Below are 13,634 nucleotides of genomic sequence, written 5' to 3'. Positions count from 1 at the left end.
AGCCTCCTTTTTTTGTTCATACAACTGGATTAGCGACGCAGACCCAGTTCTTGAATCAGAGCAGCGTAACGAGTGTTGTCTTTCTTGCTCAGATAAGCCAACAGTTTACGACGAGCGCTTACCATGCGCAGCAGACCGCGACGTGAGTGGTGATCTTTTTTGTGCTCTTTGAAGTGACCTTGCAGGTGGTTGATCTGTGCAGTCAACAAGGCAACTTGAACTTCTGGTGAGCCAGTGTCGTTTTCGCCACGGCCAAATTTAGCCAGAATTTCTGCTTTTTGCTCAGTACTTAGTGACATGAGAATCTCCAAAATAAATTTTAATGTAACTTCAGCCGATCACTAACTCAGCCGAAGGTTGCGCATAATACCGTGCTAACCGCACTACCGCAAGTTTAGTTAGGGCTTTTTTCTTGAAAAACCACTAACCTCTTTGGCGCAACGTAACCATCATCGTTCATGGTACCAACACCGATAAACTGGCGCTCAGCACCGCTGGTCAATCGCACCATCGTGCCCGCTGCCGGGCCGTTAACTCGCACGGGATTGCCATGGAGCACATAACCGGCTGATGCTTCGTCCAAATGGCACTCTGGCAGATCGGCCACCGCGGTATCCATGGGTAGTAACAAATTATCAAGCAAGCTAAACGGCGCACTTTCAGCGGCTTTTTCTTGCTCAATGAGCGTAGCTAATTGCTCAATGGTGACCATTTTGTCGGTTGGATAGTCCGCCACTTCGGTACGGCGCAGCATGATCACGTGTGCGCCACAGCCGAGCTTTTCACCCAGATCATCGATGATGGTGCGGATATAAGTGCCTTTAGAACAACGAATATCCAGTGTCAGTTCATCACCTTCAAGGGCAATAAACTTAAGGTCATACACAGTGATTGGGCGTGCTTCGCGCGGTACTTCAACGCCTTCGCGGGCATATTTGTATAGCGGTTGTCCCTGATATTTCAGCGCGGAGAACATCGATGGCGTTTGCATGGTTTCGCCACGGAAGCTATCCAAAGCAGCCTCGAGCGCCTCTTGACTGAAGTTCACCACACGCGTCTGCACCACTTCGCCATCAGAATCGCTGGTATCGGTACGTTCACCCAGTTTGGCTGTCACCAGATAGCGCTTATCAGACTCGAGCAAATGCTGGGAGAACTTGGTCGCTTCACCGAGACAGATAGGCAACATGCCGGTTGCTAATGGGTCCAATGCACCGGTATGACCCGCTTTAGCGGCTTGATAAAAACGCTTTACTTGTTGCAACGCATGATTGGAGCTAATGCCTGTTGGCTTGTCCAACAACACGATGCCATCGATAAAACGGCCTTTCGGTCGTCTTGCCATTAATCTTTTTCCTCAGTCTGCTCATCATCTGAGCCAAACTGCTCTTGTTTGGCTTTATCGGTATTGATCACTTGGCTTACCAAGTTAGACATGCGCATACCTTCAACCAATGAGGAGTCATATACAAACTTCAGCTCAGGCATCACGCGCAGTTTCATCCGACCAGCCACCAGCGTACGCACGTATGGCGCAGCCTTCATCAACGCAGCCATTTTGTCCTCGATCACTTGCGGATCTTCTTCAAACAAGGTCACGTACACTTTGGCAAAACTCAAGTCACGTGAAACATCAACGTCGTTCACTGTGACCATGCCAATGCGTGGATCTTTCATATCGCGTTGCAGCACCTGCGCCAGCTCTTGCTGCAGCTGCTGGCCGATACGCCGGGTACGGCTAAATTCTTTCGCCATCTTTTTACCCTCTTAAACCAACAAGGGCGGCCGTAGCCGCCCAAAAATCTGTTGTTACCGCTTAGAGGCTACGTGCCACTTCAACGGTTTCGAACACTTCGATCTGGTCGCCAACACGAACGTCATTATAGTTCTTAACGCCGATACCACATTCAGTACCGTTACGAACTTCGTTAACGTCATCTTTAAAGCGACGCAGTGACTCAAGTTCACCTTCGTAGATCACCACGTTGTCACGCAGAACGCGGATTGGCGCGCTACGTTTAACCACACCTTCGGTAACCATACAACCAGCAATCGCGCCGATCTTAGGTGATTTGAACACGTCACGTACTTCAGCCAGACCGATGATTTGTTGTTTGAACTCAGGCGACAGCATACCGCTCATCGCTGATTTCACTTCATCAATCAGGTCGTAAATCACGCTGTAGTAACGTAGATCAACGCTTTCAGCATCAATCACTTTACGCGCTTGCGCATCAGCACGAACGTTAAAGCCGACCATGATAGCGTTAGACGCTGCCGCGAGAGTCGCATCGTTCTCAGTCAGTGCACCTACACCGCTAGCGATGATGTTCACTTTCACTTCTTCTGTAGACAGTTTGGTCAGAGAGTCTGAAATCGCTTCCAGAGAACCTTGTACGTCTGCTTTCAGAATGATGTTCAATTCCTGAACTTCACCTTCGGTCATGTTAGCGAACATGTTTTCCAGTTTCGCTTTTTGTTGACGTGCCAGTTTCACTTCACGGAATTTACCTTGACGGTACAGAGCAACTTCACGTGCTTTACGTTCATCTTTAACAACGGTGGCTTCGTCACCGGCTGATGGCACACCTGACAGACCTAAGATTTCCACTGGAATTGATGGGCCAGCTTCTTTGATCTCATTGCCATCTTCGTCGCGCATCGCACGAACTTTACCGTACTCAAGACCACACAGTACGATATCACCTTGGTGCAGCGTACCTTCTTGAACCAGTACAGTAGCCACAGGACCACGGCCTTTGTCGAGTTTAGACTCAACCACCACGCCAGCAGCCATACCGTCACGAACGGCTGTCAGTTCGAGTACTTCAGCTTCCAGCAGGATGCCTTCAAGCAGTCCATCAATGCCTTGACCAGTTTTGGCTGAAACGTAAACAAACATGTTGTCGCCGCCCCAATCTTCTGACATTACGCCGTGTTGCGACAGTTCGCTCTTCACGCGGTCTACGTCAGCTTCTGGTTTATCCATCTTGTTCACAGCAACAATCAGTGGCGCGCCACCGGCTTTTGCGTGTTGGATAGCTTCGATGGTTTGTGGCATTACGCCGTCATCTGCTGCAACTACCAGTACCACGATATCGGTCGCTTGCGCACCACGAGCACGCATTGCGGTAAACGCTGCGTGGCCTGGAGTATCCAGGAAGGTGATCATGCCGTTGTCGGTTTCAACGTGGTATGCACCGATGTGCTGAGTAATACCACCGGCTTCGCCAGAGGCCACTTTGGTGCGACGAATGTAGTCCAGCAACGAGGTTTTACCATGGTCAACGTGACCCATAATGGTAACAACCGGTGCGCGTGGTTCTACTTTGACATCTTCGCCGTCACGGTCAGCCAGTACTTCATGCTCCAGTTCGTTTTCACGCACCAGAATCACTTTGTGGCCCATTTCCTCTGCTACCAATTGTGCAGTTTCTTGGTCCAGTACTTGGTTGATGGTAACCATTGAGCCCATTTTCATCATCGCTTTGATGATTTCAGTGGCTTTAACCGCCATACGCTGAGCGAGGTCAGCTACGGTAATGGTTTCACCGATACGCACGTCGCGGTTTACTGCAGCAACAGGCTTGTTGAAGCCGTGCTTGTTAGCTTTGGCCGCTTTCTTGTTGCGAATGTCGCGTTCACGACCGCCTTCGCTACTTTGGCGAGCGTCTTTAGAACGTTTTTTACCGGCACTCTTGTGGCGGCTACGACGACCTTGTTTCTCTTCTTCCATGTCACTGGTGTCTTCAGCAGCACGCGCCACTTTAGAGGTAGTGATGTGGTGATCGTTGCGTTTTTCAGCTTCGAGACGTTCTTTCTCTTCCTGTTCCCAACGATTAGAATTTTGTTCAGCCATACGACGCGCTTCTTCAGCGGCGCGAGCTGCTTCTTCATCCGCTTTGCGTTTAACCGCTTCTTCTTGCGCCGCTTTAATGCGGGCAGCTTCTGCTTTGCTCACTTGATCTTCTTCTGATTCAGGCTCTGCAGCTTGTTTAGCTTCGCCATCAGCAGACTGAGCTTTAGCGGCTTTCGCTTTCGCATCGGCTTCTGCTTTTGCCTTGGCTTTTACTTCAGCTTCCGCCTTAGCTTTAGCATCTGCCGCCGCTTTAGCTTCTGCATCGGCTTTTGCCTTAGCTTCGGCTTCAACTCTTGCTTGCTCTTCAGCTTCAGCCTGACGTTCCAATTCGGCTACGTCGCGTTTAACGAAGGTTTTCTTCTTACGAACTTCCACCTTAACGTCTTTAGATTGGCCACCGGCACCTGAAACACTTAAAGTCGATACAGTTTTACGCTGCAACGTCATTTTTGAAGGCACGTTATCTCCACCATGCTGCTTGGTTAAATAGTCAAGCAGGCGTTGTTTTTCATCTTCAGCTACCGCGTCATTACGGCTCTTTTTGATGCCAGCTTTAGCAAACTGTTCGATAAGACGGTCAACGTCTTTGCCTACTTCTGTGGCCAACTGTTCTACGGTTGTATCTGCCATCCGTTAACTCCCCTCTCTGTTGACCGACTTACGCATCTTCACCGAACCAACAGATATTACGGGCAGCCATGATCAGCTCGCCTGCTTGTTCTTCTGTTAGTTCTTCAATATCGATCAAATCGTCAATACCTTGCTCAGCCAGATCTTCCAATGTCTTCACGCCTTTGCTTGCTAATACGAAAGCAAGATGGCGCTCTAATCCCGGCAATGCGAGCAAATCTTCACTTGGCTGGGCTCCGTCCAGCGCTTCTTCTGAAGCCAGCGCGCGTGTCGCCAATGCTTCTTTAGCACGTTCACGCAGTGCTGCAACGATGTCTTCGTCTAAACCATCGATAGACAGCAGCTCAGATGCTGGGACGTAGGCGATCTCTTCCAAAGAGGTAAAACCTTCGTCTGCCAGTACTTGAGCAAACTCTTCGTCGATGTCGAGCGCACTCACAAACAATGAGGTAACTTTTGCGCTCTCAGCTTGATGCTTAGCGTTCAGGTCATCAACTGTCATCACGTTCAGTTCCCAACCGGTCAGTTGAGTCGCCAAACGGATGTTCTGACCGTTACGGCCAATCGCTTGCGCTAAGCTGTCTGCTTCAACCGCGATATCCATTGAGTGGTTATCTTCATCAACTACGATAGAAGCCACATCAGCAGGTGCCATGGCGTTGATAACGAATTGCGCAGGATTGTCATCCCACAACACGATATCAATGCGCTCACCGCTTAACTCATTGGTAACCGCTTGTACACGTGCACCACGCATACCCACACAAGCACCAATTGGATCGATACGACGGTCGTTGGATTTCACCGCGATTTTGGCGCGGCTACCTGGGTCACGCGCCGCACCAATCACTTCGATCATCTCGTCAGCGATTTCTGGTACTTCAATGCGGAACAATTCAATCAATACGTCTGGCTTGGTACGGCTGAGGAACAGCTGCGCACCACGTGCTTCAGGACGTACTGCGTAAAGCAATGCGCGCACACGGTCACCCGGACGGAAAGATTCACGTTGAATGATATCTTCTTTGTACAACACGCCGTCAGCGTTGTTGCCTAAGTCCACTACGATGCTATCGCGGTTCGCTTTCTTAACGATACCGGTAACCAATTCACCTTCTTTATCGATGAACTGTTCTACCACTTGGGCGCGTTCAGCTTCACGTACTTTTTGTACGATAACCTGCTTAGCAGTTTGGGTAGTGATACGGTCAAATTGTACAGACTCAATTTCGTCTTCTACATAATCGCCCGGTTGGATTTCAGGCTCATCAACGCGCGCCGCTTCCAAGGTGATTTCACGATATGGGTTTTCCAACGTTTGGCCTTGGTCATCAACCACCAACCAACGTCTGAAAGTCTCGTAATCACCGCTTTTACGGTCAATTGCTACGCGTACGTCAATGTCGCCTTCGTATTTCTTTTTAGTCGCGGTGGCCAGTGCGATTTCCAAGGCTTCAAAAATCTTCTCACGGGGTACGGCTTTCTCGTTAGAAACCGCTTCAGCGACCAGCAAAATTTCTTTATTCATGTCTTGCCTCGTTCACCTTGAATCCATCAAAATTTAGCTATCAAGTTGCCTTTGCGGATATTATCCAAGGCAATCGTCAGATCTTTTCCATCTACTTTAAGCGTCAACATCTGCCCTTCAACTTGGGTAATCACCCCTTTGAGGTTGCGGCTGCCTGCAACAGGCATAGTGAGTTGCACTTTGGCATCTTCGCCAATGTAGCGTTGATATTGAGTGGCGTTAAATAGAGGTCTATCTAATCCGGGAGAGGATACTTCCAGGGTGTATTCGGCTGGAATGGGATCTTCAACGTCAAGAAGAGCCCCTACCTGCCGACTAGTAGTCGCGCAATCTTCCACATTGACGCCGTTTTCACCATCAATGTAAATGCGTAGAGTTGAATGCTTACCCGCTTTGACGAATTCAATTCCCCAGAGCTGATAGCCCAGCGCTTCAACGGTGGGAGTCAGCATCTCTTCGAGTCTTGATTCTAATGTTGCCAAATGACTACTCCTGAAACTAAAAAAGGGCATAAAGCCCCAATATCACACTGCCGAACAATGCAGTAAAGCATCTAGGTCCAGATAACAAAAAACCCCGTTTAATACGAGGCTGTTGCTGTTCCGAGAACCTGTATTAGTGTAATCAATTACTTGCTTACACTTGGAGCTGGTTGCGGGGGCCGGATTTGAACCGACGACCTTCGGGTTATGAGCCCGACGAGCTACCATGCTGCTCCACCCCGCGTCAACTGCTGCAATTCTACTGATACCCAGTAAAATTTGCAATAACTCTGTGTAAACTAACCAATTTAAACAGAGCTAATAATGGTGCCGAGAGCGGGACTTGAACCCGCACGACCGTTAGGTCACAGCCACCTCAAGGCTGCGCGTCTACCAATTTCACCACCTCGGCTAAAAGGTCTTACTCTGGAACTTTCTCTTGTTGAGCTGGTGCAGTAGGTGCTTGTTGCTGAGTTTCAACCGCACTGTCTGAACCTAAGTTATTCCAGCTTTCTTCCTGTTGGGTATGGTTAGCACTCAAGTTGCCAATTGCCAGACTCAACACAAAGAACAAAATCGCTAATATTGCTGTGGTTCTGGTCAGGAAGTTACCTGAACCTGAAGAACCGAATAAAGTTGCTGATGCACCGGCGCCAAAAGAGGCTCCCATATCAGCACCTTTACCTTGTTGGATCAGAATCAGCCCAATCAGAGCTAAAGCGACCAACAGATAAACTACAATCAGTACTTGGTACATAATTACGCGCTCGTTGCTATGGCACACAAACTCAAGAACTCGGTAGAGTTCAAACTTGCGCCACCAATTAATCCACCATCCACATCGGGCTGGGCAAATAAATCAGCCGCGTTACTCGGTGTCACACTGCCACCGTACAGAATTCTTATGTTTTCACCGATGAAGGGTGAAACTTCAGAAAGTCGTTTACGAATAAACGCATGCACTTCCTGCGCCTGTTCAGGCGTCGCGCTTTTACCTGTTCCTACAGCCCATAGTGGCTCATAGGCGATAATCGCGTTATCAAAAGCCATGGTGCCATTTTTTTCAATGACCACATCTAACTCTTCTGCTAGCACTTCAAATGTGCGTCTAGCTTCGCGAGCTGGGCCAGATTCACCAACACACAGTATTGGAGTAAGGCCATGCTTTTGTGCAGCAGCAAACTTTTCTGCAACTACATCACTGGTTTCGCCATACATTCTACGACGTTCAGAATGACCGATAATGACATATTTACAGCCAACATCGTTGAGCATTCCGCCAGAGATTTCACCTGTGTAAGCACCGAAATCGTGTTGACTCAGGTTTTGCGCGCCCATTCTGACAATGGAACCGTTTAGCGCATCTTTGTGTAGTTCGAGCTGCTGCCGAACACTTTCTAGATAAATCGTTGGTGGACACAACACAACTTCAACAGCGTCGTTGTTGAGTTTAGAGGCAAACTTTTTAAATAACTCTTGTGCTAACAGCGCACTACCGTTCATTTTCCAGTTGCCGGCGACCATCGGGCGTCTAAGAGCCATTGACCATCTCCTTAGAAAGCGGCGTGAATAATAGCGGACCAATTATCAAGTTACAATAGCCAGCCCGACAAATTTTAAGTTTTGGACCACGTTCGCACATTTTTTACACTTAGCGCATATAACATGGTCATCTGTGGTGAAAAACCACAGGATTTTATGAATTATTTTATCAGCTTAGCTTACACCGCAGCTTTCACCGCCGTGGCGATAAATTCAGCGTGTTTGGTCACAGTAGCATTGTCAGTACCTTCGACCATGACACGGATCAGCGGTTCAGTACCCGACTTACGCAACAATACGCGACCAGTGTCGCCAAGCGCCTGCTCGACGGTAGCAACCGCCTGCTGCACATCGGCTGACTCAATAGGATTATTGCTACCTTCAAAGCGTACATTGAGCAACACTTGCGGCAATAATGTCACTGGCTCAATCAGCTGTTCTAAGGTCATGCCGCGACGACACATTGCAGCTAGCACTTGAATTCCGGCCACAATGCCGTCACCGGTGGTGCTGTGGTCAAGGTGCACAATGTGACCGGAGTTTTCCCCACCGATGCGCCAATCATTGGCAGTCAGCATCTCCATCACATAACGGTCGCCCACTTTAGAACGGGCGAACGGGATATTCAGTGCATTTAGTGCCAATTCTAGGCCTAGGTTGGACATCTGTGTGCCGACAACCCCACCACGTAACTGCCCGCGAAATTGCGTGTCAGCGGCTAAGATATAGAGGATCTGGTCGCCATCGACCACTTGACCATCACGGGTAACCATCATGATGCGGTCGCCATCGCCATCGAGGGCAATCCCCAGATCGGCTTGCTCAGCGACGACCTTGTCACAGATAGCCTGCATAGCGGTCGCACCGACTTGATCGTTGATGTTGGTGCCGTTAGGTTTATCACCAATAACAACCACTTCAGCACCTAGTTCACGGAATACATTCGGCGCAATGTGGTAGGTAGCGCCGTGGGCACAATCAACCACAATCTTCATACCTTCTAACGTCTGATCAGAAGGGAAGTTACCTTTACAGTATTCGATATAACGGCCTGCGGCGTCAGTGATACGCGATACTTTGCCAAGCTGCTGTGACTCTACACATTCCAGTGGGCGTTCGAGTTCGGCTTCAATCTCAAGCTCTAATGCATCATCTAACTTGGTGCCGCGAGAGGAGAAAAACTTAATGCCATTATCGTAATAAGGGTTATGCGAAGCACTAATCACAATCCCCGCTTCAGCGCGGAAGGTGCGGGTCAAGTAGGCAACCGCAGGGGTGGGCATCGGCCCCATCAACATCACATCAAGGCCAGCGGAACACAGACCCGCTTCAAGTGCTGACTCAAACATATAGCCGGAAATGCGGGTGTCTTTACCAATCAGCACTTTACGAGACCCAGTTCTAGACAACACGCGACCTGAAGCCCAGCCAAGTTTCAGTGCCAACTCCGGCGTCATTTTTCCTGCGCCCACTTTACCGCGAATTCCATCGGTACCAAAAAACTGCCGTTTACCCACGAGATATAACCTTTGTAATAGTTTCTGTTGTCAATTAGCTGTCTTTACTGCCGCAAGCACTTTAAGTACATCGAGCGTTTCATTAACATCATGTACACGAATGATATGTGCGCCTTGTTGTGCGGCAATCATCGCTCCCGCAAGACTACCAGCCATACGCTCCGTCACCGGGCGATTCAGCAAATTACCAATCATACTTTTGCGCGACAGCCCAACGAGTAGTGGCTGGCCCAATTCATGAAACCGATTAAGTTCGGCCAATAGGCGGTAATTATGCGCCAGAGTCTTACCAAAACCAAACCCTGGATCAAGCAATATCTGTTCTTTGCTCAATCCTGCGGCAACGCACTCATCGGTACGCGTTCGACAGAACCCAAGCACCTCGTCAGTGACATTGTCATAAAGCGGCGCTTGCTGCATGGTTTGCGGCTGTCCTTGCATATGCATAATGCAAACCGGCACTTGTGCCGCAACCGCAGCGGCCAAGGCGCCCGGCTCGGTTAACGAGCGCACATCGTTGATGAGGTGCGCGCCAAGCGCCACCGATTCGGTCATCACTTGCGCTTTACTGGTGTCCACTGAAATCCATACATTCGAGTTGTTGGCGATATATTCCACCATCGGTAATACACGATGCAGTTCTTCATCCAAAGAGACTTCAGCCGCCCCCGGACGAGTTGACTCGCCGCCAATATCAATAAAATCAACGCCAGCGGCGATCATCTCATCGGCATGTTTACGCGCCAAGTCGAACTGGGAATAACGGCCACCATCAGAAAATGAATCTGGGGTGACATTCAAAATACCCATCACTTTGGGTGAATCCAGTAGCAACTGCTTATTGCCTGATTTCAGCGTAAACACACAACCTCCAACTAGCGTCAATTAACAACGCGATAAAAATTAACCAGAATAAAAAGGAAAACCCCTAAAAAGGGGCTTTCGCTAATACCACTAAACGGTTAGTGACGAGATTCACCTGGATTGGTTAAATCTGAGTCAGGCTCAGTTGTCTCATCCAACGGCGATGTTTTATTACCACCGTGGCTACCATCACCTGAACCTTTGTCGTCCATCTGCCAATCAACCGGCGGACGCACTTCGCGGCGCGCCATCAAGTCTTCAATTTGACGAGAGTCGATGGTTTCGTACTTAATCAGTGCGTCTTTCATGGCGTGCAGAATGTCCATGTTTTCACGCAGTAACTTTTCAGCACGTTGATAGTTACGTTCGATAATGGCTTTCACTTCGGCATCAATGATCGCCGCTGTTTCATCTGACATGTGTTTAGCTTTTGCCATTGAACGACCGAGGAATACTTCACCTTCCTCTTCGGCGTACAACAGCGGGCCAAGTTTTTCAGAGAAGCCCCATTGGGTCACCATGTTACGCGCAATGGCAGTTGCCTGTTTGATGTCTTGCGAAGCACCGGTAGAGACTTTATCTGCACCGTAGATGATCTCTTCCGCCAGACGACCACCGTAAGCCACCGAAATACGGCTTTCTAACTTGCGACGGTTTTCACTGATTGAATCACCTTCTGGTAAGAAGAAAGTGACACCCAAGGCACGGCCGCGAGGAATAATGGTCACCTTGTGCACGGGGTCGTGCTCAGGCACCAAGCAACCCACAATCGCGTGACCCGCTTCGTGATACGCAGTGGATTCTTTCTCTGGCTCAGACATCACCATCGAGCGACGTTCTGCGCCCATCATGATCTTGTCTTTGGCGCGTTCAAACTCTTCCATCGTCACTACGCGGCGATTACCACGCGCAGCAAACAGTGCAGCTTCGTTGACTAAGTTAGCCAAATCAGCACCGGAGAAGCCTGGCGTACCACGAGCAATCACGCTGGCTTTGACATCGTCACTCAGCGGGATTTTACGCATATGCACTTTCAGAATCTGTTCACGACCACGTACGTCTGGCAAGCCAACCACCACTTGACGGTCGAAACGACCTGGACGCAACAACGCTTGGTCAAGCACGTCTGGACGGTTAGTCGCGGCAATCACGATAACGCCTTCGTTACCTTCAAAGCCGTCCATTTCCACCAGCATCTGGTTCAAGGTTTGCTCACGTTCATCGTGACCACCACCAAGACCCGCACCACGTTGGCGACCTACGGCGTCGATTTCATCGATAAAGATGATACAAGGCGCTGATTTCTTCGCTTGTTCAAACATGTCACGCACACGTGATGCACCAACACCGACGAACATTTCAACGAAGTCTGAACCTGAAATGGTAAAGAATGGCACTTTTGCTTCACCAGCAATCGCTTTTGCCAGCAAGGTTTTACCGGTACCCGGAGGGCCGACCATCAGTACGCCAGTTGGAATACGACCACCCAGTTTTTGGAATTTGGTTGGGTCACGCAGGTAATCCACCAGTTCTTTCACTTCTTCTTTGGCTTCGTCACAACCAGCCACGTCAGCAAAAGTGGTTTTGATCTGGTCTTCGCTCATCAGCTTGGCTTTACTCTTACCAAACGACATTGCGCCCTTGCCGCCACCGCCTTGCATCTGACGCATGAAGAAAATCCACACACCAATCAGCAGTAGCATCGGGAACCAAGAGATGAAAATCTGGGTTAAGAACCCTGACTCCTCGGCTTCCTGCCCTTTCATGGCAACGCCTTTACGATCTAAGTCATTCAGCAAATCGCGATCATAAACAGGCATAATAGTGACAAACTTTTCACCGGTCTTGCGCATACCTTCAATGGTACGTTGATCGCTTTTCACTTCGACAGAAGCGATTTGTCCGGCGCGAATGTCATCCAGAAACGTTGAATATTCTATCGACTTTGACGAAGAAGACGACGGAGAAAAGCCTTGAAAGACCGACATCAACACCACGGCGATGACGACCCACAGGATTATATTTTTTGCCATGTCACTCAATTATGGAACCTCTCAGTATTGAGACCTACATCATTCAGGGTACTACAACTTATACCCTGTCGCTACCAGATACACTTCCCTTGAACGTGCTCTGGATGACTCTGGTTTGCGGGTTTTTACTACTTTAAATGCGTCACGTACTGCTTTCATGTATTCGTCAAAGCCTTCACCTTGGAACACTTTAACCGCGAAGCTGCCGTTAGGCGCCAACACTTGATGACACATATCTAAAGCTAATTCAACAAGATACATTGCTCTAGGCTGATCAACAACATCAGCACCGCTCATATTCGGCGCCATATCAGACAGGACAATATCGACTTTTTCATCACCAACGCGAGTCAACAAGGCATCCAGTACTTTCTCTTCGCGAAAGTCACCTTGGAGGAAATCGACGCCAACGATTGGGTCCATCGGCAAAATATCACAAGCAACCACTTTACCGTGGTCCCCCACCAACTTTACCGCTACCTGTGACCAACCGCCCGGCGCAGCGCCAAGGTCGACCACGGTCATTCCCGGTTTAATCAATTGGTCTTTTTGCTGCAACTCTTCGAGCTTGAACGCCGCACGAGATCTTAACCCTCGTTTTTGTGCCAATTTGACGTAGTGATCATCAAAGTGCTCTTGCATCCAGCGTGTGGAGCTAGCTGTTCGCTTTTTTCCTGACATTTAAATTCCGCAACAAATCTGAGTTACACGAAGGCTATATAAGGGTAGAATAGCGCGTTTTCAACAGTAACTCGTCGAAAGTTGGTAAAAATGAACTTAACAACCAAACAAAAGCAGTACCTCAAAGGTCTGGCTCACCCTTTAAAGCCAGTCGTACTGCTTGGTGCCAATGGTCTGACTGAGGGAGTACTGGCTGAAATTGATAATGCCCTGTCGTACCATGAACTGATCAAAGTTAAAGTGGCTTCAGAAGACAGAGAAATGAAAGCAGCTATCGTTGATGCCATTGTACGCGAAACTCAGTCCGTCAAAGTCCAGTTAATCGGTCACGTGCTGGTTATCTTCCGTCAATCGGAAGAGAAGAAAATTGCTTTGCCAAAAGCAAAATAAGCGCTAAAGACCCAAAACGAAAGGAAGCCAATTGGCTTCCTTTTTGTTTAAACAATATTCTCAGTAAGACGCATTAACACAGCCTTAATCGATCAACGATTTTGCTGA

13 protein-coding genes and 2 tRNA genes are annotated in these 13,634 nt (G+C 48.9%); 1 reads left to right on the top strand and 14 read right to left on the bottom strand.

What is annotated here, in order from left to right; genetic code table 11:
- Positions 1–29 precede the first annotated feature (29 nt).
- The 14 genes from rpsO to rlmE form a co-directional block, all read right to left on the bottom strand.
- Positions 30–299 carry a 30S ribosomal protein S15 gene (rpsO, locus tag L9G74_RS07225; protein WP_238895631.1) on the bottom strand — a complete coding sequence of 90 codons (270 nt, stop codon included), beginning with the start codon at positions 297–299 and terminating at the stop codon, positions 30–32.
- A 95-nt stretch (positions 300–394) separates the two neighbouring features.
- Positions 395–1,345, bottom strand: a complete 951-nt coding sequence (truB, locus tag L9G74_RS07220) for a tRNA pseudouridine(55) synthase TruB (RefSeq protein WP_238895630.1) — start codon at positions 1,343–1,345, stop codon at positions 395–397.
- Positions 1,345–1,755: a 30S ribosome-binding factor RbfA gene (gene rbfA, locus L9G74_RS07215; RefSeq protein WP_238895629.1), complete on the bottom strand. Its 411-nt coding sequence runs from the start codon at positions 1,753–1,755 to the stop codon at positions 1,345–1,347. The genes truB and rbfA overlap by 1 nt, the downstream gene beginning before the upstream one ends.
- A 61-nt stretch (positions 1,756–1,816) precedes the next feature.
- Positions 1,817–4,489, bottom strand: a complete 2,673-nt coding sequence (infB, locus tag L9G74_RS07210) for a translation initiation factor IF-2 (RefSeq protein WP_238895628.1) — start codon at positions 4,487–4,489, stop codon at positions 1,817–1,819.
- A 28-nt stretch (positions 4,490–4,517) separates the two neighbouring features.
- Positions 4,518–6,017, bottom strand: a complete 1,500-nt coding sequence (gene nusA, locus L9G74_RS07205) for a transcription termination factor NusA (protein ID WP_238895627.1) — start codon at positions 6,015–6,017, stop codon at positions 4,518–4,520.
- 26 nt (positions 6,018–6,043) lie between these two features.
- Positions 6,044–6,499 (bottom strand): ribosome maturation factor RimP, encoded by a 456-nt coding sequence (gene rimP / locus L9G74_RS07200; protein ID WP_238895626.1) that lies wholly within the window; start codon positions 6,497–6,499, stop codon positions 6,044–6,046.
- A 167-nt stretch (positions 6,500–6,666) separates the two neighbouring features.
- Positions 6,667–6,743, bottom strand: a tRNA-Met gene (locus L9G74_RS07195).
- 81 nt (positions 6,744–6,824) lie between these two features.
- Positions 6,825–6,911: transfer RNA gene (locus L9G74_RS07190), tRNA-Leu, on the bottom strand.
- Between the two features lie 9 nt (positions 6,912–6,920).
- The gene (gene secG, locus L9G74_RS07185) at positions 6,921–7,256 is read right to left on the bottom strand and encodes a preprotein translocase subunit SecG (protein WP_238895625.1); all 336 of its coding nucleotides are present in this window, start codon (positions 7,254–7,256) and stop codon (positions 6,921–6,923) included.
- A gap of 2 nt (positions 7,257–7,258) precedes the next feature.
- Positions 7,259–8,041 (bottom strand): triose-phosphate isomerase, encoded by a 783-nt coding sequence (gene tpiA / locus L9G74_RS07180; protein ID WP_238895624.1) that lies wholly within the window; start codon positions 8,039–8,041, stop codon positions 7,259–7,261.
- A gap of 179 nt (positions 8,042–8,220) precedes the next feature.
- Positions 8,221–9,558 carry a phosphoglucosamine mutase gene (gene glmM, locus L9G74_RS07175; RefSeq protein ID WP_238895623.1) on the bottom strand — a complete coding sequence of 446 codons (1,338 nt, stop codon included), beginning with the start codon at positions 9,556–9,558 and terminating at the stop codon, positions 8,221–8,223.
- A 30-nt stretch (positions 9,559–9,588) separates the two neighbouring features.
- Positions 9,589–10,422, bottom strand: a complete 834-nt coding sequence (gene folP / locus L9G74_RS07170; protein WP_238895622.1) for a dihydropteroate synthase — start codon at positions 10,420–10,422, stop codon at positions 9,589–9,591.
- Between the two features lie 98 nt (positions 10,423–10,520).
- Entirely contained in the window at positions 10,521–12,464 is a 1,944-nt protein-coding gene (gene ftsH, locus L9G74_RS07165; RefSeq protein WP_275297303.1) for an ATP-dependent zinc metalloprotease FtsH, read from the bottom strand.
- A gap of 42 nt (positions 12,465–12,506) precedes the next feature.
- On the bottom strand, positions 12,507–13,136 hold the full coding sequence (gene rlmE, locus L9G74_RS07160) for a 23S rRNA (uridine(2552)-2'-O)-methyltransferase RlmE (RefSeq protein ID WP_238895620.1): 630 nt from the start codon (positions 13,134–13,136) through the stop codon (positions 12,507–12,509).
- A 90-nt stretch (positions 13,137–13,226) separates the two neighbouring features.
- On the opposite strand from rlmE, the gene yhbY reads away from it, so the two are divergent.
- Positions 13,227–13,526 (top strand): ribosome assembly RNA-binding protein YhbY, encoded by a 300-nt coding sequence (gene yhbY, locus L9G74_RS07155; protein ID WP_238895619.1) that lies wholly within the window; start codon positions 13,227–13,229, stop codon positions 13,524–13,526.
- Positions 13,527–13,634 lie beyond the last annotated feature (108 nt).

Source organism: Shewanella electrica (assembly GCF_022321485.1).
Classification (GTDB): Bacteria; Pseudomonadota; Gammaproteobacteria; order Enterobacterales; family Shewanellaceae; genus Shewanella; species Shewanella electrica.
Note: the sequence above shows the minus strand (reverse complement) of the source record. Positions and strands in the feature narration are given on the sequence as shown.